This window comes from Nocardia sp. NPDC059236, assembly GCF_042754085.1.
Taxonomy (GTDB): Bacteria; Actinomycetota; Actinomycetes; order Mycobacteriales; family Mycobacteriaceae; genus Nocardia.
The window spans coordinates 1-26,888 of record NZ_JBHZAF010000035.1 but is presented as its reverse complement, the minus strand read 5'-3'; the positions used below and the strand labels follow the sequence as shown (position 1 = coordinate 26,888).

Here is a 26,888-nt window from a genome sequence, read left to right as displayed (position 1 = left end):
GTTAAAACGTATTTCAAATCTGTTTTAACGTTTAAAATGAAACGAAATATGGTAGAATCGGGGGTATGAGTGAACACTCCGAGAGCGCCGGGCCCGCCGGTTCCGGCACGGTCAAGCAGCGCGTTTGTCAATTCCCGGTCGCCTACGTCGTCGAGACGGGCGAGTACCAGGTGGCGGGGCATCCGTTGCCGCCGTCGGAGGGCCGGGGCCGACCGACGGACTACTGCGGGCAGGCGCACGTCGACCCGGACGGCACGCTGCGCATGCATGACCGGCCGACGGCGTTCCAGCGCAAACGCACCCTGAAGGACGAGGCCCTCGAAGCCGCCGGCGGTGCTGTGGCGCGCCGCAAGCCTGCGGGCCGCCCGGTCACCTCCGCGCGGGCTTCCCTCGCGGAGCTGCTGGCGCAGTGGGAGATGGTCACCACCGCACACCGCGCCCAGCTCGAAGAGATCCTCGCGACCGCGCAGCAGGTCGTGGCCACCGCCGGGGATCCGGATGCCGCTGTCGCGGAGGTGTCGGCCGCGCGCCGCGACGCCGACGCCGAGATCGCCGCCGCGAACGCCCGCGCCGCCGAGGCCGAGGCCGACGCTCTCACCGCGCGCCGTGAGCTGGCCCGCGCCATGGAGGACAAGGCGCTGGCCGAAGGTGCAGCCGAGGACGCGCTCACCGACCGTGACGCCAAACTCGCCGAGGCCCGGGGAGAGGTCGCCGCCGCGAACGCCCGCGCCGAAACGGCCGAAACCAAGCTGGCCGAGGGCACCGCAGACGCCGAGCGGAAGGTCGCGACCGCGCAGCAGCAGGCCCGCGCCGACGTCGAGGCTGCCGAACGGGCCGCCGAGAACCGCATCGAAGAGGTGGAACGTGCTGCGGCAGTGCAGATCACGGCCACGAACGACGAGCGGGCCGCCGCCGTCGCAGCGCAGCATCACGCCGAGGCCGAGCAGCGCGCCGCCGAGCAGGCCGCCACCGACGCGCGCGCCGAGGCCGAACGGCTGCGTACCCAGCTCTCCGACGCCGTCGCCGACGCCAAGGCCCGCGCCACCGGCGACCGCGCCGAAATCACCCGACTGCAGGAAGAATTGGCCGGCGTCCGCGCCGACGCTCGCGCCCAAAGCGAGCAGGCCCGCGCCGACCATGCCGCTGAGATCGCGCGCTTCCAATCCACCGCCGACACCCGCGCCCAGACGCTAGAGCGGGCACTGGCCACCGCCGAGAAGACCATCACCCGACTCGAAAACCAGCTCAACGCCCAGAAAGAGGTCCGCTGATGTTCTCCCGCCTCAAAACCACACCGCCCCGCGATCCGCGCGGGCACACCGTGACCGTGCCGGATCCGAAGGCGCTGGCCGATCAGCTGACCTCGGCGCGTCAGCGCTTGGCGCTGCTGGACGGCGATGCCGACGCGGTGCTGTCGGAAGTGCCATCGGAGGCCGAGCTGGCCGCCAAGCGTGAGCTGGCGGAGTTCCGACGCGCCTCTCTGCGGGAGCTGGAACGCGCCGAGCTGGTCGACCAGCTGGCGGCCGCCGCGGCGATCCGGCAGGCGAGCAAGACGATCCGGGAAGCCGATATCCGCGACGCGGTCGACGCGCGCAAGGCGCTGGCCGCGCAGCGCCGCGCGGCCGCGCCGGCGTCCCGGGTGGCCGAGTTACACCGCTACAACCGGTGGACCCGCTTCGGCTGCGCGGCGATCATCTGCGCGGGCCTGGTGTGGAGCGCGATCAACGTGCAGAACAACATGGCGCCGGGTGGATCCGCCGACCCGATGTTCTGGGCGTCGTTCCTTGTCGACGGCATGATCTCGGGCCTGCTGATCATCCTCGCCCTCGGTGCCGCCAAGGTGCAGGAGTCAGGCCACGAGCCCTCGACCGTCACCCGGCTGGCCGAGATCGCCCTGTTCGGGTTCGCCCTGGCGATGAACACCTACCCGTACCTGAAGGACGGCCACTACTACGCGGCCACCCTGCACGGCATCGCACCGACGATGATCGGCGCGAGCATGCTGGTGCTGCATTCCCTCGGCAAGGACTACACCCACGCCCGCGAAATCTGGGCCGCGCAGATCACCCCCGGCGAAACCGTGCACCTGCCGCAGGTGCCGACCGTGCACCGTGCAGGCCCGCGCAGCAACCTGCACGCACTACCCGAAACCGTGCAGCACGCCCCCGAGGTCGGAACCGTGCAGGCCGACGAAACCGTGCAGCACGCCGCCCCGGCCGCCACTGCAACCGTGCAGCGCGCCGAATCCGCCACGACCCGAACCGAGCAGTTTCCGCGCACCACGGCCTACGGAACCGTGCAGCACGCTCCCAGCGAGGAGGCCGCCACGGCTCCCGAGCTGAGCGTGCAGGAACCGGTCCACACCGCGCAGCACACCGCGCAGAGCGCCAACACCACCGGGCCTGCGCAATTCGGTGACAGCCTCGCTGACCTGGACGACGGCACCTCGCCCGAACCTGCACACCTTCCGGGTATCGAGCACACGCCGGCGCAGCACACCGCGCAGACCGCTGTCGCTGCCCCGACAGTGCAGACCGTGCAGGCCGAGGAAACCGTGCACCCGGCTCCAGTCGCCGAGACCGTCACGGAGGCCGAACCGTGGAGCCCCGCCGAGGAAACCGAGCAGTTTCCGAGCACCGCGCACCCCGACCAGGTGACCGAAACCGTGCACCGCGCACCCGTGCAGGAGGCCGTGCACCGCGCACCCCGAGGAAACCGTGCACCCGTACACCCCGAGAAATCCGAGCACCGCGCAGAGGAGGCCGCAACCGAGCAGGGAACTGGTGAGGACGACGCGGAACTGTGGGCACTGGCCGCTGAGGTACACCCCCGGATTCCTCGCAAGGACCGGTACGCCGTCGCCGATGTGGCCCGCGTGCTGATCGCCCACCGCCGGCAGGGCCTCGGCGTTGACCGGATCTACCGCGACAAAATCGGTCCCCACCGCGACACCACGGGCCGATGGCTGGCACTCGCCACCCAGGTCGAGCAGGAGCGCACCGGCCCCATGGCACCGGTGATCAGCCTGCGCGGATAACCTCCCTCGCACAGAAACGCGACAGTCCCCGGCGGTCCGTATCCGCCGGGGACTGTCGCGTTCTCGGAGACTACAGGTCGCGCACGAGCAGGGTGTCGTTGAGCGCGAGCGTGGCGTGGATCTGCGCCTGCTTCTGGAGCGCTCGGATGCGCATCCACCGCACCTCGACCGTGGAGACCCTTGTCGCCCTCGGCCGTGCTGGCGGCGAGCCGATACGTCGACCCGGGCTCGACGCTGTCCGCCATCACTGCTGACTCGGTCAGTTTCAGCAGCATCTGCAATTCCTGTTTGGCCTGGAACGCGAACTCGTCGGCACGCTCGGCATGCGATCCACTCATTCACCCGACGCTACGACCACCGCGCAAACCGACCGCTCTGTCACCTCCCACACCGTGTCCGTCCCACACCGTGTCCTACCGTGTCCGTCCCACACCGTGTCCTACACAGCCCCCGATCAGCCGAATCCGCGCCCACCATCTCCCTATGCAGTCACGTCAACGAACGCTCCCACCTGATCATCTTCCCGGTACACTCATACTGAGCCCCAGGCGGAGCAAGGTAACGTTTACCCAGGGTAAACGAGGTGCTCCTCCGGGGGAGGAGCCCACCCTGGCGGGTGGTCGCTGCGCTGGGCCGAGGTTTTCCGACGAGCGGAGGTGGTCGCGAGTGGTCGCGGAGCAGGGTGTGGCGGGGTCGTCGGAGGGCCGGAAGCGGGGTTCGCAGAACCTGGCGCGGGCGCGCCGGCGGCGGCGGCGCCCGAATATCGAGGGGGAGAAGCGGACCTTGGAGGTGGTGTTCTCGGCGGCGGAGTTCGCGAAGGTCGCGCAGTTGGCGGACGAGGTGTCCTGCACGGTGCCGTGGTTCGTGGTGCAGGCGGCGGTGTATCCGGCGCCGGCGTCGTCGAAGGGCGATCGGAGCGGGGATAAGCCGTGGCTGCCGTGGCCGCAGCGCAAGGCGCTGTCGGCGTCGTTGATGAGTGCGACGGGCGCGCTGGACGAGGTGCGGCTGGAGCAGCTGGCGAAGATCGGCGGCAACCTGAACCAGATCGCGCACGCGTTCAACGCCGCCGGTGTCGCCTCGGGGGAGATCGCAGAGGTACTGGAGGTGGTCGAGGAACTGCGCGAGACGATGGCGGAGTTGCGGGAGCGAGCCGAGCGCATGGAGGAGCTGGCGCGGGAAGCGGTGCGGCGATGAGCCGCCGGTGGCCACGGGCGCGGAGGTGGCCGGCGTGATCGCGAAGATATCCCGCGGGCAGAAGCTCGGCGGCCTGATGGTCTACCTGCTGGGCAAGGGCGACCACAACGAACACAAGGACCGGCACATCATCGCGGGCTCGCCCACGGTGATGCGCGCCCAGTTCCTGGAGCATTTCGACGGCAAGAGTCCGGAGGTCACCGCGGCGTCGCGTGAGGCGGCCCTGTCGGTGGCGCACGAGATCGAGATCCCGCGCGCGCTCTACGGCACGCAGGCCCGGATGAGGGCCAAGCCAGTCGCGGTCGGGGTGGGTGGCCGTGAGCTTGGTGCGGATGTGGTCGAGCCCGCGCGGAAGGGCGAGAAGTCGGTGATGCGCAATGCGCCGGTGTGGCATTGCGTGCTGGCGTTGCAGCCGGGGGAGGAGCTCGACGATGCGAAGTGGTCGCAGGTCGTCAATGAGTTCATGGCGCGGATGGGATTCACCGGCACCAAGGACGGCAAGGTCGCCCAGGCGCGGTGGGCGGCGGTGCGGCACGGGCATTCCGGCGAGAAGGGCGACGGCCAGGACCACATCCATATCGCGGCCTCGCTGATCCGCGAAGACGGGTCGAAGGTGTCGACCTTCGACTACGGGCCGGGCAAGGCCAAGGGCGACTGGCCGCGCGCTGATGAGGTGTGCGGGGAGTTGGAGCGTGAGTTCGGGCTGCAGATCCTCACCACGCGGAAGGAAGGTGGTGGGCTGTCGCAGAATTCGCGCGCGGAGATCGAGCGCGCCAAACGCCTCGATGCTCCCGAGACCGAGCGGGAACGGTTGCGGCGGCTAGTGCGCGCGCACGCGGTGGCCTCGGATTCGGAGACGGAGTTCGTGACCGGGTTGCGGGCGGTGGGGATCTCGATCCGCCCGCGCTACGCCACCGGTACCACCGACGAGGTGACCGGCTACTCGGTGCGCTGGCGTCGCGATGGCAGCGAGATCGGCCCGTGGGTCGGCGGCGGCACACTCGCCAAGGACCTCACCTTGCGCGCGTTGCGCGAACAGCAGTGGGACGACAGCCCCCAGGCCCGCCGAGAAGCCTTGTCCGCATGGAATGCGCGCACCGGCGGCGCGTCGAAGACGACGCGCCGTGAGCGTGGGGACGGCGTGGACGCGTGGCAGCGGGCCGCTGAAGACATCGCGGGATGGCGCGAGCGGCTCGCGCAGATCCCGCACGGTGACCGGCGCCAGTGGGCCTATATGGCGGGGCAGGCCGCCGGCGTCTTCGCGGCCTGGTCGGAGGTCTTCGAGGGCGATCAGCCCGGTGCGTTCGCGGCGGCCGCGAAGGAAATGACGCGGTCGGCGCAGGTCGAACGCGCATCCCAGCGATGGCGGCCGACGCGTACGGCGCAGTCGAACGTGTTCGGGGACACGGCGAAACTGCTGCTGACCAACCCCGGAGTCGGTGTCCCGCGCAGCCATCGGCGTGAGGCGGGCGAGGACGCCGCGGTGCTGATGGCGGCGCTGCTGCTGGCGTTGATGCTTCTGCTCTTGCTGCTGGCGCTGGCGGTCGTAGTCGAAGTCGCGCGGGCGCATCGGTCGCGTGGGGAACTCGGGCGCGCGGTGGAGGTCGATCTCATGACCCACCAGCACCTGGATCCGGTTCGCGCGCAATGGGAGAGCGAGCTCGAAGACCGCCGCTTCCAATGGGACCGCGACGCCGCGCAGGTGTTCACGGCCGCTGCCGGGCGGGCCGCGCAACGGGGCCTGGCCGCCGCAGCCATCACTGTCTCGCCCGAGACCGACCAGCCGACCGGTCCCGACCACACGACCGACGTCGACGCGCGCCAGGTCGATGCTGCGGCCCCTGGGCCGATCACGCCACCGCCAGCGGAATCCGTTGCCGCACAGCAGCGGCGGGTGTTCTACAGCGATCTGTCCGATACCGAGCGGGCAGGGTTGCGGTCGGCGGCGATAGCCAGTAGGGGGTTCGGGTCGGAGGGTCTGAGCCCGCGCGAGTGGACCGATGCCTTGCTCGACGGTGAACTGGCGCATCGGCGGGCCGAGGTCGAGCTGCTGGCCGCCGAGGTCGAGGCGTGTCGGACGGGCCAAGGCCCGCGTGCTGTGGAGGTCCGTGCGGCCTTCGCTGCCGAGACGCGGGCGGCGGAGAAGATTCCCGCCGCGCAGAAGGCCCGCGACGACGCCGCTCAGCTCGCCCTCGCGCAGCAGAAACTCGTCGGGAAGCGCACCCGGTTGGAGCAGGAGCTGGCCGAGCTGCCGCGCCGCAAGGTCCTGGCACGGGGCAAACTGCAGGCCGAGCTCGCTGAGACCCTCACCCAGCTCGACGACATCGCGCCACACGTCACCGGTTCCGCCCGAGCCGCCGAGGTCGCCGCGAAGGCGGCCGGCGTGCCTGAGCACGACTGGAATTCGACACTGCGGCACGCCGACCCGCGAGACCAGAAGACGCGGCTGAACATGGCGCTGAGTGCCGACCAGCACCACGCCAACGAGGATGCCACCTACCTCTACGAGCTACAGCGGGACCTGCAGACCGTCGAAACCGAACACGCGCGGCGGGCGAAGCTCACCCCTGCCGAGCAGGCCCGTGAAGCAGCCTCCCGCACCCAGACCACAACCCAGAACGCCACCCAATGGCACCCGTCACCGTCGACCGGTACCACGCCCGAGATGTCTCACCGGCCGCTGGATCGGGGCCGCGGACCTGACCACGGGATCGGCCGATAGCAGGCGGAACGCACACGGCCCGCAGGGATGATGACCAGACCGGTGACCAGGGTGATGACCGACGGGATAGCAGGGTCATCACCCTGGTCATCAGGCCAGTCATCAGGCTGGTCATCACCCTGGTCATCACCCGGAAGGTTCGGGTGAACTGCTGGTTTTCCGTTCCGCCCCGGCCCTTCCGTCCGCGGGCTTCCGGTTTCTTGACCACCCTCGCTCTGCGAGCACTCAATCGAGGGTGGTCAAGAAACCAGGGCCGGGGCGGAACGGAAAACCAGTCGGGAACGTCTGGAACAAGTGAAGGGGTGGGGCGGGCTCGCGGACCGCGGCGCGGATGCCGGCGGTTGTCGAGGTGGTCACCTTTCGAATAGCTGCCGCCCCAGCTGCGCTGGCTTGCCACCGAGACACCACGCGAGCGATCGGGATGAAGGTCAGCGGCGGGCGCGGAGCAGTCGGCTGGCCAGCATCGCGTCGAGGAATTCACCGGCAGCCCGCACAGTCGCCGAATGCTCGCCGCGGGCAAGGGTTCCCGCGCGCGCCCACCCGGCGAGAGTGGTCAGCACCTCGCGGATGGAACGCGGTGAACTGAGCACCAGGGCGACCGCGGCACGGTGCGCTGCAGCGGTCGCGGCAGTCGATTCGACTGTCTCGGGCATCGCGACTGGCGCTTCGGGGGCCGCGTCGTGGTAGGCCTGCCACAGTTCGTACAGAAACGGCCGCATCCGTTGATCGGTCCACTTCTCGTTCGTTGTCTGGGGCGGATCGTGGCGTCGGCGGTGCGCCAGTACCCGCAGCAGTTTCTCGGTCGCCGCGCTGTCGGAGAGCACCTTGTCCACTGCGCTGTCGGGGGAGATGGAGCGGGTGCGCACGATCACCTTCTCCCGGACCTGCTCGTGTACCTCGACCGCGCGCCCGCCGGCACGTGCGGCACGGCGTTCCTCGGAGGCCAGGCGTCGGCATTCCGGTGAGCACCACACCGGAGGGCGGCCACGCTGGCCAGCCGTCGAGGGCACGGAATCACCACATCGCGGGCAGAGAGTGGTCGCCATCCAGCGAGCCTACCGATTTTCGCCGGACGAAATTTGCCCGGAAATCCACGACAGTGCAAAAGGTGTGTGGAGTTTTCGAGTCCGGAAAGTGATCACGTAGGGGAGCGATGCATGTCCTGTCCAGATGTAGTTGGCACTGTCCAGGTTTAGTTGGCATGTGGATGGCACTGTCCGAATGAAGTTGGCGCAGAGCCGATGGCGAGCATGGAAGTCCGAAGGGTTCGCCACCGAGCCGACTCCCGCGCCCGCAAAGTGCCGACTACATCTGGACGTCGGCACCACCGAACATCCAACTTCAACTGACGCGTCGCTGGCCGGCGCGACGCCAAGTGCCACCTTCCGGACCTGAGGCGCGGGCCCGACCACGGGATTGGCCGATAGCGAGTGGACCGCACACGGGTGCCCAGTTTTCTGGACACCCGTGTGCCCGGCGATCGGTCAGGCGGCCCGCCGATTCAGCGCAAGGGTTTTGCCGAGGGCCGTGGCCACCTCTCGGGCACCCGCCGTTCTCACGAGGCGGTGAACGTGTGCTGCGTTCCAGGGAGCGGTGCCGGCAGGGGTGGACAGCCTCTTCTCGTTGAGTGCGTCCGCGATGCGCCGGTACGACCATTCGGCGTCGAACAGATCGACGATCAAGGTCAGCGCCTCATGGGAGCAGAGCATGGGCCTGCCCGGCCGGCGCCCGCTCACTGCTTGCCTCCCCGCAGCAAGGCCCGCAGCGCAGTAAGCAAGTCGCGCAGGATGTTCCGGGCCCGCAGGCCGCGTTCACGGCTGCCGCACAGGGCGACGGCCACGACGACTGGAATCAGCAGTGAGATGACGAGGACGGGCGCAGCGACCAACCAGATCACCGCGGTGAGCCCGGGCGCCAGTGAGGCGATAGCCGGGGTAAACATGTGGTCCCTCCAAGGGGATTTGGGCAGGACCACACGCCCGACCACGGGTCAGGTGTGTAAAAGTCCTGCAGGTCGATGAGTTCGGATCGACTTGCAGGAGTTGGGGCCACGGGTGAGGTGAGGACGGGCGACGACCAGTCGCCCAGGCGGCGTACAGCTAACTTCACGGAGAGCCAGTCGTGCTCGCCCGTAAGCGATCTCGGCACGTTTGGCCGCGAACGCACGGAGGAAAGCCTCGCGCAGCTTGTGCTCGCTGCGGATTCTCGCAGCAGGATGCGCCCCGGACAGCCATGCCTTCGCCCGCTGGCGGTACCGGATGACCCGAAAGAAGACTTCCCGTCGGTATGCCCGGAGTCGTCGGGCCGCTGCTTCGCGGAGCGCCCGAACATCGACGAGCAGTGAGCTCGCGCTGCGCAGCTGGTCCTTGAGGTCCTTCCAGACGTTCGGGAGGCTCTGCACTCTGTCCCCGAGCTCTTTCCAGACCTTCGGGGGCTCGAAGTGAGAAGCGGAAAAGGCCTCGGTGAGGAAGGGGGCAGACAAGTCGGGCTGGCAGGCGCGCACCGCCGCCTGGAGGGCCAGGTTGGGCTGCACAGCGGCGGCGAACCGACCCATGTCCATCGTCGTGGACACCGTGGAAGAGAGTTGCTTCGCCACATCCTGCACCACAGACGAGGCGGAGAGCGCCGCCACCGACATCTCCGGGGCGAGTGCTTTCATCGACGCCACCGTCGACGCCTCCGGGAGGAGTGCTTTTATCGACGCCACCGTCGACGCCTCCGGGGCGAGTGCTTTCATCGACGCCACCGTCGACGCCTCCGGGGCGAGTGCTTTCATCGACGCCACCGTCGACATCTCCGGGAGGAGTGCTTTCATCGACGCCACCGTCGACATCTCCGGGAGGAGTGCTTTCATCGACGCCACCGACGCCTCCGGGGCGAATGCTTTCATCGTTGACGCCACCGAGAGGGCGCCGACCGAGAAAGCCTCATTGAGGCGACCGAAGGCAGCCTTCTGCGCGCCGGTAGTCACCCGGTCGAACAGCTCGGCGCCGATCTTCATGGCCGTCAGTGTAGGAAAGGCCCTCAGGTGTCTGGTAATTCGCACGCCACGTCGTGTCGATCTTTTTCGGGCCCGCCATATGCCAAGACACAGTCGACATTGCCGATAGCGGCGGGGTCGCGCTGCCGGGGCTGGCGCGACGGCCGATGCTCACCAGTCGACCGCTAGTCCGGGTTCTGGCTGATCAGAGCCTCAGCGAAGGACGAAGGGCCTGTCGCCTTTCCGGTCTATAGCGGAAGTTAACGGCCAGAATGCAAGAGATTTGATGGGCACGGGGTATCTGCGAACAGCAAGGGCTGGAGGTGAATTCGGCCGGGGCTGTCGTAGGGGCTGGATACCCTCGGGGACGGAAGGGGTTTCACGGTTCGGGGTGCGGTGGGATGCACACGGGGAGGTGCGGCATGGTTCACGAGGTCCGCTACATCTGCACCCACTGCACGATGGGCTGGCACTACAGCCCGTACTGCCCGATCCGCCCGCGGTCCGAACTCACGCCCGGCGAGAGGCAGACCCTGCGTGAGATCCGCGCCCTGCGCGCCGCCGGTGTCCTGCCGAAGGAACTGCGTGAGGAGACCCGCGTGCGGTGGTGGATGCTGCCCCTCGGGTTCGTCACGCTGGTCTTCTCAGCGATCCTCATCTCGCACCTGGTGTCCTGGTTGCTCTAGCCGCCTGCGGGGCAGCTCACCATGTGGAAGTTGTTTGTGATCAGCCGGGCTCGCGTCCGGCGTGCTGCTCGCGCCTACTTGAAATCGGCCGACAAGCCCGCAACTTCCTGTCCCCGAAGCAATCTCAGCTCTGGCTCGCGGGCTGAGGTGTCTTCGGGGAGCTGGCCGGGCTGGGAAGGTTCTCCGGTGCGCGCACCTGCGCGATCGGTGTCAGCCGGTACACCTTCCGGCGTCGCCGCATGTCGAAGGCGCTGGCGCCGGGTCGTGGTCCGAGGCTTTGGGATTCGACGGTGAGCAGCCCCCTGCTCAGGAGCTCGCGCGTGCCGGCGGCACGGGTCTTGTGGGAGATGTTGTAGCGCTTCGGGAACTCTTCGGTGCTGAACCAGACCTTCTCGCCGATGCCTGCTTTCTCGGTGAGGAGGATCAGCAGCATGACGAGGCCGGGACCGCGCAGCTTCTGCATGTGCCCTTGGGTCCACAGGTCCGGCGGGACCTTGAAGTAGCGCAGCGCCGTGAGGCGCAGTTCTTCGGCGCCGTGACGCTGGGCGTGGCTGTAGGCGCTGGAGGGCAGCTCGTACTCCGCCCCGCTGCCGGATTCGTCGAGCAGGGTGACGACGTTCGGATAGCCGGGCTGGGCCTGCAGGCGGATGAGGTTCGCTTCGGACAGGGCGCGCAGGGCGTCCTTGATCCTGCGGGCGCCCTTGCCTGCTGGATCTTCCAGGTCCAGCAGTGTCGCCCACGCGCGCGCCGGTTTGTCGGTCGAGAACGGTGGGGCCGCGCACTGCCACAGCAGCGCCAGGTACAGCTTGACCGCGACCGTGCCGCTACGCCCGCCGCTGTAGATCTTCGCCAACGGGGCGACCAGGCCAGGTTCGGGTGTCATCGGGCGCACGAACGACTTACGGACCGGGCCGTCGACCCGTCGTCCCAGCGATCGGGCCAGAGCCCGCGCGGCCTCGAGTGAATCCTTGGACACCGACTCGGCCGGATCCTCGAACTGAGGCTTCCCCAGATCCCCGAACAGCAGCAGGTCGGCCGGACTCAGCGCACCCTCAGGAGACGCCTGTGGTGCTATCGTGGCGTCCAGGTTATCGACGGAATTCATAGTTCCCTTACTACTTCGCACTAGAAACTAATCCCATACCTAACTACAAAGGTACGTCGTTCATCACCATAAGGGTATCTCATGGCGAGACGCAAGGGTATCTGGCCGGGCATTATAGTCGCATCTATATATAGAGTAAAGACACAGATTGACAACATTGGGATCACTATGTAATGTGAAGCATGCACCTAGGAAGCCCGGTCGGAACCAATCGCAATCCAGCGACTCGGACCGTGCCCCGACCCAGCGACCCCGTCGTGGTGCAGGACGGCTGTGACACGAGAGGGCGACGACGGAGTCTGATCGGGTACTCAAGAGGGCGTAGCGCGGAGTGTGAACTCCGCCGCCCACACTGGGAACACAGCCACAAGAGGCGCCTCACGTTAAGGGACGTGAGGCGCCTCTTGCTTTCTCGCGGCTTATTCGGGGTCGCCAACTGGCAGGTCGAGGTGGTGGGTCAGTAATCCGGTCAAGGCTTCGTCGACGGTGCCCCACGGACCGGCGCGCAGGACCGTGTTGTGCGGGTCGAAGGCTTGCCAGCGTCCGCGGCGGCCGGTCGCGGTGATCTGGCGAGCGATCCGGCCGAGGTACTCGTCGCCATCGGTGACCCGGTGATCACCGGTGTCCGGGTCGCGGGTGAGGGTGACCAGCTCCCGCACCGTCGCCTTCGGGTCGAGCCACCGCTCACGCCGCGACTTCGGTTGCCGGACACGGGAATCTGCCCGCCGACCACGCGCCGGCGCGGCAGCGGGCGCCACCGGTGGAACCAGCGCAGGAGCCGGTGCGGGTACGTCGGAGGGGCTGAGTTCGGAGGGCTCCACTTCGGCGTGGACCACTGTGGGGCTGACACCGCCGACGTCAGGCAGCGCACGCCGGTCGGCAGGTAGCGCGGGCCTGGCGTTGAGGTAGCTGTAGACGGTCTCGCGGCTGATGCCGAATTCCCTGGCGAGGGCGGCCTTCTTCTCTCCGCCGGCGGCGCGCTGACGCAGCTGGTGGGCTTGGGCGTCGGTGAGGGCGTGCTTGCGGCCGGTGTAGACGCCGCGGGCCTTGGCCGCGGCGATGCCCTCACGCTGGCGTTCCAGGATCAGGGAGCGTTCGAACTCGGCGAAGGCCCCCATCACCGACAGCATCAGCGTCGCCATCGGCGAGTCCTCGCCGGTGAAGGTCAGGTGCTCTTTCACGAACTCCACCCGCACGCCCTTGCCGGTGAGGGTGCGCACGACCTGACGCAGATCCTCGAGATTGCGGGCGAGGCGGTCCATCGAGTGCACCAGCACGATGTCGCCGTCGCGCACGAACGCGATCAGCTCGTCCAGCTTCGGGCGGTCGGTGTCCTTGCCGGACGCTTTGTCGGTGAAGGTGCGTTCGACCTCGACCCCGTCGAGCTGGCGGACGGTGTTCTGATCGACCGTGCTGACCCTGACATAGCCCACTCGCACGGTTATCGCGTTTCCTTGCTCGTTGCGGTGTCGAACGGCCCGGTGGGAAGCTCCAGCTGTTGCCCTGCCTCGGTGTCCATGTAGCGCCACTGGATGCGGGTCACGGTGCTCTCGGGTGTACAGCCCCTGTGGGAGTCGCAGAAGAACTCCACGAACTCGGCCGGAGACATCGCCGGGAATCCCTCGGCCACAACCTCATCCGGGGTGATGGCGTCCAGGCGCTCGCGATCCACGGCCACGACCTCCACGTCCACGATGCGCACCAGCGGCTCCACCCGGCCGTCGGCGCGGCGGCGGCCCATCACCTTGCGGCACAACGTCAGCCGGTCCCCAGTGCGCAGGCCCCGCCAGCCCATGCGCCGCGTGACCGTCTTCGTGCGCGCCTGAACCTGCGGCTCGGTCAGCGATACCGCCATCAATCTCGGCATGACCCTCTCCCATCAGCAAAAGTGTCAACTTGAAGTCTAGGACATCAGCAGACGTATGTCAGGAAATAGGCCGAATTGACCCTAGATCAACACTTTTGGGCGGAGGTCAGAGCGTGGTGCTGGGGTGTACCCCAAAACGACACGACGCCGGGTCGGCTTCGTTGACCGGCAGGTAATACGCCATTATCTGACAAACCGGGATCGGGCCACCGACATTGCCTCGACGGCGTTGCGCAGGAGGGCGACCTTCTCGTCCTTGCCGAACATCGGGTCCCTGCTCGCGATGCGCTTGGTGGGCTCGTCGTCCATGGCGTCCATCTCGTCCTTGGTCGGTACGGCAATGAGCGGTGACAAGCCTGGTGTCGCTGCAGACCACCGCCGCGCTGAGCGCCTGTGGGCACGAAAATGCCCCCGGGGCTCCAGCGAGACCCCGGGGGCGATGGTCGAGAAGCGCCTGGCGCTATGCCCGCCGCCTCACCTGGTGAATGAGGCGGCGGGCCGCTTTCACCGCCCGCCGGGCGGTGCCGACCACGATGTCGGCCGCGGCGTGGAGGCCGATCCGGATACCGAGGGCGATGCGGCGCACCGTCTGTATCACGAGCTTCATCACGGCCCACAGCAGCACGTAGATCATTCGGCAGGTCAGTACCCGCAGAGCAATCGCGGTGAAATGAAGCGCGATCGCGGTCCCGTGGAATCCGAAATGCTCGAACGCCAGCGCCGCAAAATTCGCGGCGGTGGCGGCGAGGGCGGCAGCACGCGCAATATCGTCGCTGTGATCCGAAATCACCGCGAACGCCGACTTCACACATCGACGCGTCCGGGCGACCATGCCATCGGGCTGGGCCTCGCCATGACGGAGAAGGCACTCATCACGCCGTGTAAGGCATTCCTTCGCGAGTACGCAGTTGACACGAGGCACATTGTTGAGCGACATGCCTCCAATCTCCAGATATTCGGGGATTAGTCGACAGGTCCATCGTGAATCAGCAAAGGAAGCATGAGCAACGAAATGGCTCAGGTTTTCGTACGTGAGTCACGCTCGAAAACCTGAGCCATTTCGTGAGGGTATTCGATTTTCGTGAATAATTTCCCCGAATCGGATTCTATTCCTGAATTTCGTGGTGTCGATCGGGTCCCTCCGCGATCGGCGGCTCGGGCATGGCCGGCACGTGCCCGAGGAACACCCGCGCCCTGCGGATGTTGGCGTACAGCAGGCGGACCTTCTCGGTCGCGCCTCGCCTTCCCAGGCCGGCCAGCTTGATCTCGGGGTAGTACCGCTTGACGATCTCTCCGAAGGTCCGCACGGTGCTCGAGGCATCCGCGTTCCACTTGTCGATGTCGCTCACCGACCCCTTCGAGTACCCTCTCGGAGGCCGGAAGTCGTTCTTCCGGTTGAGCGTGATGCGGAACATGTTGCCCCGCTTCGGATTTCCCAACGGATTGGCCAAGTGCCGGTACTTCTCGCGGTTGTCGTACTCCTCCAGGGTTTCGAGGAACGCTGCGTGCACCAGCGCCACCTGCTCCGGGGTACGGACGTTCCAGCCCTCGAGGTAGTCCCACACCGATTGCTGGAGGCGGTCGACCTGGGACTCGGTCTGGGGCAACAGCTCCCCCCGATAGGCCGCCATGATGTCGACCGTGGGCGAGCTCGACGACGGGTCGACGGTGTGGGGCCGGCACCACAGCGGCTCGAGCGTCCGTACCTCCGGGTGTTTGAGAAGCGGTGCACTGCCGATGATCTGGACGACGCCGGACATGAACCCCGGACGGCCGTTCCTCACCTCGAGGATGCCCTCGGGCCGGACTTCCCGGTACCGGCGCACGTAGGCGGTGACCTGCTTCAGCCTCTCGAGCTGCGCCGGGCCCTCCGGCCATTGGTCCGGCAGCACGACGACCAGACCCGCGTAGAACACCGCGTCGTCGATCTGGAGCCCATCGACGTAGACGCGGTGGTACGAGACCCCAGCTTCGTCGAACTGCGCGAGCACCGAGTCGACAACGGCATTCGCGCCGGCACCCGCCGATTCGATCACGAGGTACACCACATCTTGATAGAACTCCTCGTCACGGGATTGCCGATCGGGCTCGCCGGTGACCGGCCGGATTGCAGTCATGCGCGAATTGTCGACGAGCATTCCGGGGGCCGTCAATAGAGGCGATGGGCAACTTCCGCGCATTCACGAAAATTCTTGCTCGTTCACGAATGATCAAGCTCCCGAGCCGGGTTCGGAAGCGATCGATTCTCGTCTTCTCGGCGATTCATGATCAACGTTCTCGGTTCGCGCTTCCATTCACTCTGGCGAGAGACGATCATGTATCCGTTCACGAATAGAATTTGCGTTCACGAATCCATTCATGAATAAAAATAGGCTCCCGAAACTGATCATGATTGGTTTTCTGGTTCACGTATCTGCCGATGAATTTTGGAGATATTCACGAAGAAATGCTTGTGAGTCCGGCTTGCAGCGTCGACAGTGAATGCGTGAACGACGTAATTGTGACTCGATACGGACGCTTGGATATGATCCTGGCTGTCATAGTGCGGCATTGCGTCGAAGTCGTGGGATCGTCGGTTCTCACCGATCTAGACAGTGCCCACGCTGAGCTGGACAGAAGCACCAAACGCAGCCACGGCTCGACTGCGACATCGCCCTCTCAACGCTGGCAAAACCTCATGGCAGAGCTGTTCGGCAGCGAGCACAATCAACTGCTCGAGCCCGTTCCCGACCGTGACGCCGCACTCCGCTGCGCCTATGGCGCGGCAGGCAATGCACAGAGCGTGACAGCAAACCTTCTGGCAGTTGTCGGATTGTTCCTGGTCTCGGAAGCGGACACGGTGAGCCGATACGCCGATCAGCTCTCCGACACCGCCGGGCAGAGACAAGACGACCTCGAAAAACTCGCCGACCGGGTGGTCACGGTGTCGATGACCTTCGACGCCCAGATCGACGATGGCACCTGGCCCGAGCTCTATCAACGCTCACCAGCAAGGCGCGAACCCCAAGCACTTCCGACCAATCGGCAACGCAGGACACGACCATGGCTCAGACACGGCCCTACCAGCCATGCAACCACGCACGACGACTTCAGCCGGCGATCGGAAGCGACATCGACTCAGCGGATCGGTGTAGCCGAGCCAGACCCCGCTGAACCCGAATTATCAGGAGTAAGAGTGGCCCTCATCGTCTCGCTGACAGCACTGCCCGTCTCCGTGGTGACCATTGTGGCGCCGGCAACGCTGCGGGTCACTCTCATCGCCCTCATCGTCATCACGGTCATCGCCGCAGGCGGACTTCTGTTCACTGCCAACAGATTCCCGCAAACCTTCCAATCCCTCACCGCACTATGGCATCGCTGAACTGGTTCATCACCGGATCGACGTCGAAGTAGCGCCAGGAGCCGGGCATGCTCTCGAGTGAAGCCCGACTGCCATCATCGGAGGTGGCTGGACTGTCGATGGCACGGGGCAGAAGAAGCCACCGCCGGCCAGGTTCCCGGCGGATCCTCAACGGCTGGAGGCGGTCCGGGAAATCGGAGACGACGCCGGCCTGTGTCGCGCCACCACCAAGATGCAGACTCCACGCCGGTCCTGGCCGAGTCTGCATCTGTGGGCGGGCCGCGGACACACGTTTCTCGACACCGGATTCGAACCAAGATCCTGCCGATTCTTGTTCGCGCGCTGCGGTGTCGATGAATCGATCGATTCTCGACACCGCGGAAACCTGTGGCTGCCAGGCCAGTCGAGTCAGACGTCGTACTGGTCGTAGATGACCCAGCCCACGATGAGAGCCACGATGACGGCTGTCCATATCCAGAACGTCGCGTCCCACCCGTTCGTGGATCCGATCATCCAGAACACGACGCCGATGATGCCGATAACGAGAAAAGGCACGGGATCCGTCCTTCAAAGGACTTGTCTGTCAACGAGTGAGGTCACCGTAGCGAGGGGACACAGCTCGCCGTGCCCAGATCCATCGTTTTCTGAACGGCTGATGCAGTAGGCATCCCGAGCCATATCAAGGGTAATCAACAGTCGATGAGTTCCGGAGCATCACAATGATGCGACCGTTCGGTATCTTTCGCGGGTAGGTTCGGGGTATGGTGCGCCATCCGGCGCCGATGCTCGCCACGCCCGGGCCCGCTCCCGCCGACGACGACACCCGGTACGCCTACGAATGGACCTACGACGGAATCCGCTGCCTGGCATGGATTTCCGACGGCGTGTGCCACATGACCAGCCGCAACGGCAACTCCCTCAAACCGGCCTTCCCCGAGATCTCCCACGCCCTGCTGTCGCTGGCGGCGGGACGGGAGATCACCCTCGACGGTGAACTGGTGGCCCCCGACCGCGACGGGGTGCCGCGATTCTCCCGCATCGGGCGCCGCCTGGGCGTGACACGGCCGAGCCCAGCACTGATCCGGGCGGTGCCGGCGTGCCTGTACGTGTTCGATCTGCTGGGTTTCGGCGACCGGGACCTGCGCACGCTGACCTACCTCGAACGCCGTGAGCGCCTCGAGCGGCTGGGCCTGCCCCATGGCCCGATCCTGCTCTCGCCGTCCTACCTCGACATCCCGGTCTCGCGGATGCTGGCGGTCGCCGCCGAGCACGACATCGAGGGTGTGATCGGCAAGCGCGTGGACAGCACCTACCGGGCCGGGCGGTCGCAGGCATGGCGCAAACTCCCGCTGCGCCGCTGCACCGAGGTAGTGGTGGTCGGCTGGCTCGCCGGCCACACCAGCGGCGAGGTGTTCGGGTCCCTGCTCGTCGCCGCCCACGACGAGCGCGGGCACCTGGTGCTGCTCGGTGCGGTCGGGACCGGGTTCAGCGACGCCACCCGCCGCTCGCTGCAGCGCGAGCTGCTGGCCCTGGCCGTTGCCGCGCCGCCGGTCACCGGCGAGATCCCGTCGTCGATCGTGGCCACCGCGCACTGGGTCGCCCCGCACCTGGTCGGCGATGTCGCCTACCGCGAACGCACCGCCACCGGCCTGCGCCACCCGTCCTGGCGCGGACTCCGATTCGACCGCTCACCGGCGGAAATCTCGGTGCCCGAGCACAACTGACCTTCCGCCGCGGGCGGTTGGCCATCGCTGTCCCAACCTGGTTCGAGGCTAGGCCACCACTTCCGCAGCGGCGTGGTGAAAGGCCTGATCGGGCCGACGCACCTACGATATTTCTCGGTCGCCTCCCCTCCGGTGGCCATCTGTGGAGTGGGATACCCACCCGCCCGGTTCTTTCCCGGAGGCCGGGCGGGGCCACAGACCGGGTCCACCGGATCGATGACCGTCTGTGCTCGTCGGCATCGCTCGGGATGCGTACCGGCGACCGGTGTTTCACAATCTTGCCTACCGGCGTTTTCCCTGGCGCCGGTGTCAGCCCGGCTCGTGTGGTGCAGGCCAGGGCTCGGCTGCCGCGCGGAACTGCTGCACCCCCCTTGTCAGCAGCCCGTGGTCGCCGCGGTCGCTCAGCTGGTCTTGTCGTAGCGCAGTTGGGCCTGTTCGAAGGTGGTGTCGAATGATGGTGGGCCGGGGAAGAATATGAGCTCGAGTCTTGCCACGTCACTATCGGTGGTGAAGACAGTGCGGCCGGCCAATACCAGCGTCTCACCCGCTGCTACGGCCGATGCGCTGGTTCCTTCGGACCCTTCGATGGTGGTGCCGCTGAGGTCCAGTCGCGCAGTCGCGAAACTGCCGACACCGGCCGCCTTGGCGACGAGGTTGTATTCCACGGAATAGGTGGTGTCAGGGTCCAGTGCCAGTCGTGCGGTCGGGGCATCCGGTTGATCTGCGTGTACGGGGGTGAACTTGACGGCTTGTGTTGAGGACATGGGACTTCCCTGGCTCCGGTGGTGAGGACCGTACGGTATCGAGATCTGTTGGCCCTTGGCGAATTTCTGCAGCCCTACCCGGCCGTATGGTCGTTGAGATCCCGCATTCGGCCTCGAGGCGGCGTCGGTGTCGATGTCGGTCGGGGTCGACGGGGATGGCTTGGTCGACACGTCTTGCTGTGGCAGGGGCGTGGGGGCCAGATCAGCGAAAAGTCACGCTAAGCGGTTTGGCTATCAATCCGCGCAGCACAGCGGGCGCTACCGCAGATAATTTCCGTGGCCGCCGGCGCGGAGCGCGGTCCGGGCCCTCGCAGCACAGCGTGGTTGCTAGATCAGGTATTCGCCGGTGAAAGTGCTCATGCCCTGCGCGGTGGGCCTGGTGTCACCGTTCACGATCAGGTCGGCGTAGCTGTTCTTCCCCGCTCGATGCATGTGGGGATACACGACCTGTTCCAGGGCGATGGCCTTGACTTCACCCCAGCTTGTACTGGCAGGCAACTCCAATTTGAAACTGTGCCGTTCCATCGGAACTCCTTTCTCTGTAGTGTGCCCCTCAATCCATGTAGGCCAGTGGGTCGTCGAAACTCTCCATCGACCTGCACGGCCAGGATGTCGGTTGGTCGTGCTCGCCCAGGCAGGGCGCGCCCCACTGCCCGCCCTCGGGCTGGTGCTCCCGCATGAACTTCTGCTGGACCCGATCGTGTGCTGCGGCGGCTGCAATATGTCGGCGGTCGGACACGTACTGACTCAACCGCGACTCGATCGAAGCATTCTTTGCCGCGACCCGGGGATCGACTTCTGTCACTTCACAACTCCGCATCTGGTAGGCATGGACCGAGGTCCTGGGCTGCTTCAACCAGCCCAGGACCTCGACCAATCAGTTTCCGCGCTCGGTAACCGTGGTTTCCGGGTGCCGCGCGGCGGTCGCACCGGTGACGTAGCGTCCGCTGATCGCCGAGCGATGGTGGGTGCCGCTGCTGCGGTTGCGTCCGGTCTCGGCGACGGTGGTCCGCGGGTTCCGGGCCGCGGTCGCCTTGCTGACGTAGCGTCCGCTGATCGCCGAACGGTATGCCTTGGCCATCTTGGCCTCCTTCACTCAATGACTCCGGGGCTTGGAATTGAGCACCCGGTACCCGGGCTATAAGTGTCGGAAGGCCGGAAAACCCTGAAACTTATTTCGACTTCTTCTTCCCGGTGTCGTTCAGCGATTTGGTTGCCTGCGTCCGGGCCGCCGCAGCGCGGACGATCGCGCGGCCGGTCGCGGTCGGCACGCTGGCGCGCATCCGTTTCGCGTGCCTGGTGCCGAGCGAGGACTGTTCGATCAGCTTGTCCATGTGGTGGTTGTCGCTCATGACGCCTTCCGGATCAGTTTTCGCTGGTAGAGCAGCATGTTCTCGATCTGCTTCTCGCTCTTGTTGAACTGAGCCGCGATCTCTTTGATGGTGTATCCGCGGGCCTTCATATCTATTGCCGCGCGGGCGACCGTCTTGTTGATCTGGGCCAACGCGGACTGGAGTTCGTCCCGCGAGACGATGGTGTTCTCGACATCGTGCTGCACCCCGCCGAACAGGGTGTCGTCATCGGTCAGCAGTTCGTGACTGCGCCGCTGGATCTCGGTCTTGTAGGCCGAGCGATAGTGGTTGGCGAACTGGAACAGGCACTGCCCGATGAAGTAGGTCCGCAGGCTGGCGCCGCGCTCGGCGCGCCACTTGCCGGGCATAAGGATCCTGTCGCGGAAATAGTTCAGGGCGTCGGTGACGGTGTCGTGGGCGAGGTCGATGGCGGTGTCGTCATCGGGCCAGCTGTCTAGCATGGCGAGGTGGTAGCCGGTGCGCTGTTTGACCCGGGCGAAGATGAGTCGGCTGCGGAGCCACGATGTCAACACCGCGATGCCGTAACGCGCGAGTTCGAGCGCTACCGGGTTCCAGTCGTAATCGGAGAACTGGCCGAGTTGTAGTGTCAGCAGGATCTGTTCGTCACCTTCGAGGCGGCGCAGATTCTCGGCTTCGGCGGCGAATTCGGCGTCTGCCAGCCACAGCTCCGGCACACAGGGATCCGGTTCTATGCGCGCGTCATCGGCCGCGGGGCCGTCCGGCCGGGCTGCTCGATTCATGCGGGCGTCTCCGGAGTCGAGGGGATGGCACCCTTCCCTTCGGGTGTCTTCCCCTCATAAGTCACGGCGGTCCGGAAAACCCTGAAACTTTTTCGAAGATTTTTCGAGCCGATCGGGTGTCGGTCTTATCGCCTGGTCACAGCCATCTTTTCACCACCCGCCGACAGGTCCGTGTATACACGCCCGCAGCCGATCGAGGGAGTGGTGCTCGCCTGGCACTTCTCGTTTCCGCCCTCGAACGAGGGCACCGGAGCGGCACAGCTAGGGCGGTCGCTACCGGTGCGCCGATAAGAGCACGTTGTCTGCGGTACTGGCTTAGGCGCCGGATTCCGCAGAGCACCACCGGGGACTCCGAGCGCGACCGGACCGCGCTCCGCGCCGGCGGCTACGGAAATTATCTGCGGTAGCGCCCGCTGTGCTGCGCGGATTGATAGCCAAACCGCTTAGCGTGACTTTTCGCCGATCTGGCCCCCACACCCCTGGCACCACCTGGCCGGTGGTGCCGTTTAGGCTTTGCCAACCTGCACCCCGTGTGGGTTTGTTCTGCGGGGTTGCCTGATTGCACGTTCGGTTCTTCTCTTCCCGACGACGTGAGGAGTTCGACGATGACGACTGTGGCACCAGCCAGTAACTGGCCTCTCCTGCTCGGCAGCGCAGCGGTGTTTCCCGCCCAGGACGACGGGCTGAGAGCACCGTTCATCTTGGTGGGCGACCCGGACATGACGGGCGCCGATCCTGGCGCCTTCGCGCGGCAACTCGACAGCCCGGGGTATTCGTTCCGGGAAGCGCTGCGCGTCGCCGGCGCCGATCTGATCCTGGTGTCGCTGGGCACCAGCGACACTCTCGATGGCGCCGCCCACCGCAGCGTGCTGGAGGTCTTGCTCCGCGTGATCGGCGAGCGCGTGGGCTCGTCTCCGTTCACGGTGTGCGGGATCGGGCGCGGGGCCCTGCAACTGCGCTACACCCTGGCCAGGTGCGAGTCCGACCGCATGGACCACCCGGTCAGGCAGTTCGTGTCCTACGCCAGCCCTACCCTGAGCGCCGCGGAGGCCGACGCGCTCAACAGGGTCGGCTTCTGGCCGGCCATCCCCCGCAGACTCGAGGTCGCAGGCCCGGGTATCACCGCGGAGGGCTTCGACTACGAGAACAGCGAGTTCGACGGCCTCATCACCGGCGCGGCAGCCGACCGGGACCCGCTGTTCACCGAAGAACTGGGCACCCACATCATCGAAGAGACCGTCGACCTCTAGGACACCCGACTCCGCGTGTGCCGGAGCCGGTTGACCACTGGTCAGACGCGGGGCCCGCTCGGCAAACGCTCGTCTTCACCACGCGAGGCGAGCGTTTGTCGTTGCGTTCTCCGCCCGACCGGTATCACCTTCCCAGCGAGCAGCCGCGGCGGTCCACCGGCTACGGGCTTGCCGCCCGGATTCCGCGCGTCGGGGTTCAGAGGTGGCGGTCGATGTTCATGTGCGCTGGTGCAGGATACGCACGATGTCGACGACATCATCGGTGGTGACCCGGTAGAACAGCGTGTGCGCCCCGGCCGGCAGCGTGAAGTATCCGGCCCGGATTTCCTCACACGCCCTCCCGGTGCCTGGTCGCTCGGCCACCCGCTCGATGGCCCGCTGCCCAATTGCTGCTCAGGCCGGGTGGATCGAAAGAGTCTGAGGGCCGATCCACCCGGCCGCCGAGCACGATGCCCCGCTCGGAGTCAGCGAAGCGGGGCACCGATTCCGGAGTCGTCCACTTGTGACCCCGGCCGGGGTGATCCGAGGTGAGAACGCGGCGCGATAACCGCACCCGGAACTCCGCCACGCTCCCCGATCGGCTCACCCGCACCGCACCGTATCGAGATCGTGTGCCGGAGCGGCCCGAATACCGCGCTGGTGGCACGAATCGAGAGTGCCCAGGCGCAGATGGTCACCGACATCTCGGAATTAGCCAAGTGATCGAGATTGTCGTGCAGAATGCCGGAGGGAACCGGCCCGACCGGTCGGTGAACCTTAATGGGGTGACATGACCGATCTGATGGGATCGACCGTGCATGAGCTGCTCGCGCAGGTCCTCGCGCGCTACGGCAGCATCGACGTCTTCATCGCCCGCCTGCACGTCCTGCTGGACCCACCCACCGTCGTGCTCCCCGCCGCGGTGGCGCCCCGGGCCGGTGGCCGACACCGGCTCACAGAGCCCACGGGCACAGCGGCGATGACTACCGCAGCCCACCTCGCCCACGTGGCTGAAACCTGAGGGTCGGGCTACCGAGAGGCAGGCGCAGGCGGGGCCAATCCGTATGTGTCGCTTGTGGCTTGGAGATCCTGCGATCGTTGTCCGAACGCGCCCGCCAGGTTCGATCTCGGGGTGTAGACCCCGGCGAATCGGCTCGAACGTCGCCTGCCGTTGACCTTGAACGCCTACGCTGGCGCATGTCGGCCTCCCTCTGTGGTGGCGCAGACCCCTCGGCATTGCCGCCCTTGGGCCTTCGTGGCTTTCCTCGCGCGCGGTCGACCTCGGCGTACACCCACCGCCGCGAGTTGGGAATCCAGCCCGCCCCGGTGAGACCGGGCGCCGGGCAGGGATTCGGAGGTGCGCCATGACAGCAACCCCACGCGAACGCGGTGACAGGCTCGCTCGCCGGCCGGGAAAGCGGCATACGACCGCACCCGCCATCACCGGCGGTTCCGATGACGATGAGCCGGTGGTGCGCTGGCCGGAGCCGAGTCGGCTCGAATCGTGGTGGCACGCCGTCATGCACCCCGCTGCCGAGCCACCCACACCCACATGACACCACAACCGGCCCGATCGGCACACAACGGTAGTTCCCGGCACGGACGGTACGACGAATTCCACCAGGGCCACCCGACCAGGCCCGGGCCACCGCCACCGACGACGCTCCGGGCGACCACTGATCGTTTTCCGAACACTCCCGGAACAGGCTTCCCCGGAAGCTGGCCGTAGAGGGCGTGGCCCACAGCCCAGGCACTGGAAACGTTGATTCGGGGACGGGGTTCCAAGACCGATCCATCCAGCGAAGCTGGCTGCCGCACAACGGATCTCGAAAGCGATCGTTTTAGAGACAGAACATCGGCGCAAGTGGGGCTCGCGTGCGGGCAATCTCTCCTGAAATCTGTCAGGAAAGCCTGACGTGCTGATACGATGTCAGGAAATCCTTACATTACTTTGGGAGGGTTTATGGGGCGACAGACCGAGGACGGGCGCCACGAGGGCTATGTCGCGTTCGTCTTCGCCGATGGCATGTCCGGCGGCTCGTATTCCGCCGGCACTGCGATCGCGACCACCGGGCCGGACGGCAAGCCGCTCGACTACGACGACTGGCAGCACCGCCCCGAGTCCGAGGTGATCGGCTGGCGCGCGATCTGTTCGGACTGCTCGGACATCGCCACCCGCAGCAGCACCCACTGGCAGGGCCCGCTGTGGGAGCGGGCGCAGACCCCGGCGGCGCAGGATCTCGACGAACTCCGGATCTACTCGGACGAGGCCATGTTGTCCGAGGAGATCGAGGACCTGGTCATGGACGCCTGGGAGGAGCACATCGCACCCACCCTGGGCACCTATCAGGTAGAGCTGGCCGCGAACGAGGTGGCCGAGGCGCAGACCCGCCTCACCGATGCCGTGCGGGCGGCACGCGCACAGGGCGCCTCCTGGGACGCGATCGGCAAGGCCGCGAGCATGACCCGCCAATCCGCACACGAACGGTGGTCCAGGCTCACCCGCTGACGACCGGGTGCCGCGACATCATGGCCGAACCGCCGCCGATACTGACCGTCCGCCCGTGGGCGATGGTCTCCTGGGAACAGCACCGCCCGGGTGGCTGCCGATGCGTTTGCGCGTTCTACCACCCCGGCGACGGGGAATCGACCTGCCTCGCTGCAGCCGAGCCAGGCCTGCTGATCCGGGTCGAAGCTGACGGCGAAACGATTGGACCGCTGACCCTGTGCCGCTACTGCTACAACGCGATCGCAGATCTCCAACCCCCGTGAGCCGGTCCACCGACTGATCCTTTTCCGAACGCTCCCGGAACAGGGTTCACCGGAAGCTGGCCGTAGAGGGCATGGCCCCCGGGCGCCGGAAACGTTGATTCGGAGATGGGGTTCCAAGACCGATCCATCCAGCGAAGCTGGCTGCCGCACAACGGATCTCGAAAGCGATGTCGTTTTAGAGACAGGGAGGGAGGGCGCCGGAACGTGAAGGGGCAGTGCTGCCTGTCCGCCCGCTCCGTCATCATCGTCTGATGCGATTCTCCGAGCGCCGCGGTTTGGTTCCTGTCCGGTCCGCTGTCCAGATCGAGAGCATGGACGATGCTCTCCGCACCCAGCTGTGGAACGTCACCTACACCTTCTACTTCAAGCCCAAGTTCCAGTACATGGCCAGCTTCACCGAGTTCTTCGGGATTTGGACGATTCTGATGGAACAGGACTGGGATCGGTTCTCCGGCAGCAATATCCACGTGGTAATCAAGGACTGGATCAAGAACCGTGAGTGGTTCGAGGTGTACGACCTGCTCGAAGAACTAGTGCAGCTCGACCAGGGTCTGGCCACTACCTTCAACAGCGTTCTGGAGATGTACAAGGCGGGGTACCGATTGCTCGATGGGAAGGTCGTGCCGATCGCAGACAGCCATGAGCTCTCCGAGATCGAAGGAGCCTTGACCACCGAAAGTCCGTCCGCTGCGCACCATCTGCAGAACGCGCTGAGTCTGCTCGCCGATCGCGAGAAGCCGGACTACCCGAACTCGATCAAGGAATCCATCAGCGCTGTCGAGGCGTTCTTGGCACCGATCACCGGCAAAAATACCCTCGGGGCGGCACTGATTCACCTGAAGAAGACCGACAACTTCGCGCATCCAGCACTGCTGGACGCGTGGTCGAAGCTCTACGGATGGACCAGCGACGAGGACGGAGTCCGGCACGGCGGGGAGACGGTGCCCGCCGAACGGATCACTCAGGCACTGGCGCGGTACGTGCTCATCAGCTGCTCGGCCTTCATCAACCTCATGACTGCCGAACAGGCAGCAGGCCGGCTGACCGTGTAACCGGACTCCGACTTCGCAACACCCCTTTTCGACACGGGACCCGAACCACAATCCTGCCGATTCACGTTCGGGTGCCGTCGTGTTGGGAACCGATCGCTTTCCGAACAGCCCGGCCTGAGCGGGAATCGGCAGGAATTTGGTTCGAATGTTCAGCCCGCAGTCACCACTGCTGCGCGGGTCCACCGTTGCACGGGATGACCTGAACGATGCTCGTGAGGGTTCTGCCCTCGAGGGTTTGGCCGTCCAGACACATGGCTCCGTCGAGGCCATTGTGGAGAGTGTTGCCGGGGCCGGTGAACCACT

29 protein-coding genes and 1 pseudogene are annotated in these 26,888 nt (G+C 66.2%); 12 read left to right on the top strand and 18 right to left on the bottom strand.

From position 1 onward, the window contains the following. Positions 1-65: 65 nt before the first annotated feature. The 4 genes from ACFXIV_RS45155 to ACFXIV_RS45140 all read left to right on the top strand — a co-directional run bounded on the left by ACFXIV_RS45155 (position 66) and on the right by ACFXIV_RS45140 (position 6,953). Positions 66-1,271: a hypothetical protein gene (locus ACFXIV_RS45155; protein ID WP_379403630.1), complete on the top strand. Its 1,206-nt coding sequence runs from the start codon at positions 66-68 to the stop codon at positions 1,269-1,271. Beyond that, positions 1,271-3,037, top strand: a complete 1,767-nt coding sequence (locus ACFXIV_RS45150) for a hypothetical protein (protein WP_379403631.1) — start codon at positions 1,271-1,273, stop codon at positions 3,035-3,037. The genes ACFXIV_RS45155 and ACFXIV_RS45150 overlap by 1 nt, the downstream gene beginning before the upstream one ends. 666 nt (positions 3,038-3,703) lie before the next feature. After that, a complete protein-coding gene (locus tag ACFXIV_RS45145; RefSeq protein WP_379403632.1) occupies positions 3,704-4,231 on the top strand; it encodes a MobC family plasmid mobilization relaxosome protein in 528 nt (175 codons plus the stop codon). 34 nt (positions 4,232-4,265) lie between these two features. After that, on the top strand, positions 4,266-6,953 hold the full coding sequence (locus ACFXIV_RS45140) for a relaxase/mobilization nuclease domain-containing protein (protein WP_379403633.1): 2,688 nt from the start codon (positions 4,266-4,268) through the stop codon (positions 6,951-6,953). Between the two features lie 428 nt (positions 6,954-7,381). Here ACFXIV_RS45140 and ACFXIV_RS45135 read toward each other — a convergent pair whose 3' ends face one another. The 4 genes from ACFXIV_RS45135 to ACFXIV_RS45120 all read right to left on the bottom strand — a co-directional run bounded on the left by ACFXIV_RS45135 (position 7,382) and on the right by ACFXIV_RS45120 (position 9,954). Continuing rightward, positions 7,382-7,963: a hypothetical protein gene (locus ACFXIV_RS45135; RefSeq protein WP_379403634.1), complete on the bottom strand. Its 582-nt coding sequence runs from the start codon at positions 7,961-7,963 to the stop codon at positions 7,382-7,384. 474 nt (positions 7,964-8,437) lie between these two features. After that, positions 8,438-8,635, bottom strand: a complete 198-nt coding sequence (locus ACFXIV_RS45130; RefSeq protein ID WP_379403635.1) for a recombinase family protein — start codon at positions 8,633-8,635, stop codon at positions 8,438-8,440. A 50-nt stretch (positions 8,636-8,685) separates the two neighbouring features. Beyond that, positions 8,686-8,895 (bottom strand): hypothetical protein, encoded by a 210-nt coding sequence (locus tag ACFXIV_RS45125; protein ID WP_379403636.1) that lies wholly within the window; start codon positions 8,893-8,895, stop codon positions 8,686-8,688. A gap of 48 nt (positions 8,896-8,943) precedes the next feature. Continuing rightward, positions 8,944-9,954, bottom strand: a complete 1,011-nt coding sequence (locus tag ACFXIV_RS45120) for a hypothetical protein (RefSeq protein ID WP_379403637.1) — start codon at positions 9,952-9,954, stop codon at positions 8,944-8,946. Positions 9,955-10,355: 401 nt separating this feature from the next. Between ACFXIV_RS45120 and ACFXIV_RS45115 the strand changes: the two genes are divergently transcribed. Next, the gene (locus ACFXIV_RS45115; RefSeq protein WP_379403638.1) at positions 10,356-10,619 is read left to right on the top strand and encodes a hypothetical protein; all 264 of its coding nucleotides are present in this window, start codon (positions 10,356-10,358) and stop codon (positions 10,617-10,619) included. Positions 10,620-10,743: 124 nt separating this feature from the next. Here ACFXIV_RS45115 and ACFXIV_RS45110 read toward each other — a convergent pair whose 3' ends face one another. From ACFXIV_RS45110 to ACFXIV_RS45085, 6 genes and pseudogenes are all read right to left on the bottom strand, one after another. Beyond that, complete coding sequence (locus ACFXIV_RS45110; RefSeq protein ID WP_379403639.1) at positions 10,744-11,724, bottom strand: hypothetical protein; 981 nt, start codon at positions 11,722-11,724, stop codon at positions 10,744-10,746. Positions 11,725-12,626: 902 nt separating this feature from the next. Then, positions 12,627-13,163, bottom strand: a pseudogene (locus ACFXIV_RS45105) (recombinase family protein); the annotation flags it as partial. Between the two features lie 2 nt (positions 13,164-13,165). Next, positions 13,166-13,591 (bottom strand): hypothetical protein, encoded by a 426-nt coding sequence (locus ACFXIV_RS45100; RefSeq protein WP_379403640.1) that lies wholly within the window; start codon positions 13,589-13,591, stop codon positions 13,166-13,168. A 183-nt stretch (positions 13,592-13,774) separates the two neighbouring features. Further along, positions 13,775-13,945 (bottom strand): hypothetical protein, encoded by a 171-nt coding sequence (locus tag ACFXIV_RS45095; RefSeq protein WP_379403641.1) that lies wholly within the window; start codon positions 13,943-13,945, stop codon positions 13,775-13,777. A gap of 106 nt (positions 13,946-14,051) precedes the next feature. Continuing rightward, complete coding sequence (locus tag ACFXIV_RS45090) at positions 14,052-14,528, bottom strand: hypothetical protein (RefSeq protein ID WP_379403642.1); 477 nt, start codon at positions 14,526-14,528, stop codon at positions 14,052-14,054. Between the two features lie 169 nt (positions 14,529-14,697). Beyond that, entirely contained in the window at positions 14,698-15,708 is a 1,011-nt protein-coding gene (locus ACFXIV_RS45085; protein ID WP_379403643.1) for a hypothetical protein, read from the bottom strand. A 275-nt stretch (positions 15,709-15,983) separates the two neighbouring features. Between ACFXIV_RS45085 and ACFXIV_RS45080 the strand changes: the two genes are divergently transcribed. Then, a complete protein-coding gene (locus tag ACFXIV_RS45080; protein ID WP_379403644.1) occupies positions 15,984-16,952 on the top strand; it encodes a hypothetical protein in 969 nt (322 codons plus the stop codon). Between the two features lie 387 nt (positions 16,953-17,339). On the opposite strand, the gene ACFXIV_RS45075 is transcribed toward ACFXIV_RS45080, so the two are convergent. Then, positions 17,340-17,486 (bottom strand): hypothetical protein, encoded by a 147-nt coding sequence (locus ACFXIV_RS45075; RefSeq protein ID WP_379403645.1) that lies wholly within the window; start codon positions 17,484-17,486, stop codon positions 17,340-17,342. Between the two features lie 206 nt (positions 17,487-17,692). Between ACFXIV_RS45075 and ACFXIV_RS45070 the strand changes: the two genes are divergently transcribed. Further along, positions 17,693-18,655, top strand: a complete 963-nt coding sequence (locus tag ACFXIV_RS45070; RefSeq protein ID WP_379403646.1) for an ATP-dependent DNA ligase — start codon at positions 17,693-17,695, stop codon at positions 18,653-18,655. 401 nt (positions 18,656-19,056) lie between these two features. Here the strand turns inward: ACFXIV_RS45070 and ACFXIV_RS45065 are convergent, their stop codons facing one another. The 6 genes from ACFXIV_RS45065 to ACFXIV_RS45040 all read right to left on the bottom strand — a co-directional run bounded on the left by ACFXIV_RS45065 (position 19,057) and on the right by ACFXIV_RS45040 (position 21,532). Then, positions 19,057-19,419: a hypothetical protein gene (locus tag ACFXIV_RS45065; protein ID WP_379403647.1), complete on the bottom strand. Its 363-nt coding sequence runs from the start codon at positions 19,417-19,419 to the stop codon at positions 19,057-19,059. A 327-nt stretch (positions 19,420-19,746) separates the two neighbouring features. Beyond that, complete coding sequence (locus ACFXIV_RS45060; protein ID WP_379403648.1) at positions 19,747-19,944, bottom strand: hypothetical protein; 198 nt, start codon at positions 19,942-19,944, stop codon at positions 19,747-19,749. A gap of 28 nt (positions 19,945-19,972) precedes the next feature. Beyond that, positions 19,973-20,158, bottom strand: a complete 186-nt coding sequence (locus tag ACFXIV_RS45055; protein ID WP_379403649.1) for a hypothetical protein — start codon at positions 20,156-20,158, stop codon at positions 19,973-19,975. Positions 20,159-20,296: 138 nt separating this feature from the next. Beyond that, positions 20,297-20,500: a hypothetical protein gene (locus ACFXIV_RS45050; protein ID WP_379403650.1), complete on the bottom strand. Its 204-nt coding sequence runs from the start codon at positions 20,498-20,500 to the stop codon at positions 20,297-20,299. Positions 20,501-20,591: 91 nt separating this feature from the next. Next, complete coding sequence (locus ACFXIV_RS45045) at positions 20,592-20,753, bottom strand: hypothetical protein (RefSeq protein WP_379403651.1); 162 nt, start codon at positions 20,751-20,753, stop codon at positions 20,592-20,594. A gap of 14 nt (positions 20,754-20,767) precedes the next feature. Continuing rightward, a complete protein-coding gene (locus tag ACFXIV_RS45040; RefSeq protein WP_379403652.1) occupies positions 20,768-21,532 on the bottom strand; it encodes a sigma-70 family RNA polymerase sigma factor in 765 nt (254 codons plus the stop codon). Positions 21,533-22,137: 605 nt separating this feature from the next. On the opposite strand from ACFXIV_RS45040, the gene ACFXIV_RS45035 reads away from it, so the two are divergent. Next, on the top strand, positions 22,138-22,782 hold the full coding sequence (locus ACFXIV_RS45035) for a hypothetical protein (protein WP_379403653.1): 645 nt from the start codon (positions 22,138-22,140) through the stop codon (positions 22,780-22,782). Between the two features lie 216 nt (positions 22,783-22,998). Here ACFXIV_RS45035 and ACFXIV_RS45030 read toward each other — a convergent pair whose 3' ends face one another. Further along, positions 22,999-23,145 carry a type II toxin-antitoxin system RelE/ParE family toxin gene (locus ACFXIV_RS45030; RefSeq protein WP_379403654.1) on the bottom strand — a complete coding sequence of 49 codons (147 nt, stop codon included), beginning with the start codon at positions 23,143-23,145 and terminating at the stop codon, positions 22,999-23,001. 406 nt (positions 23,146-23,551) lie between these two features. On the opposite strand from ACFXIV_RS45030, the gene ACFXIV_RS45025 reads away from it, so the two are divergent. The 4 genes from ACFXIV_RS45025 (at position 23,552) to ACFXIV_RS45010 (ending at position 26,585) form a co-directional block, all read left to right on the top strand. Beyond that, a complete protein-coding gene (locus ACFXIV_RS45025; RefSeq protein ID WP_379403655.1) occupies positions 23,552-23,782 on the top strand; it encodes a hypothetical protein in 231 nt (76 codons plus the stop codon). A 942-nt stretch (positions 23,783-24,724) separates the two neighbouring features. Then, a complete protein-coding gene (locus ACFXIV_RS45020) occupies positions 24,725-25,270 on the top strand; it encodes a hypothetical protein (RefSeq protein ID WP_379403657.1) in 546 nt (181 codons plus the stop codon). 20 nt (positions 25,271-25,290) lie between these two features. Beyond that, positions 25,291-25,533 (top strand): DUF6372 family protein, encoded by a 243-nt coding sequence (locus ACFXIV_RS45015; RefSeq protein WP_379421462.1) that lies wholly within the window; start codon positions 25,291-25,293, stop codon positions 25,531-25,533. Between the two features lie 251 nt (positions 25,534-25,784). After that, positions 25,785-26,585, top strand: coding sequence for an AbiJ-NTD4 domain-containing protein (locus ACFXIV_RS45010; RefSeq protein ID WP_379403658.1), 801 nt, complete (start codon positions 25,785-25,787; stop codon positions 26,583-26,585). Positions 26,586-26,888: the final 303 nt, after the last annotated feature.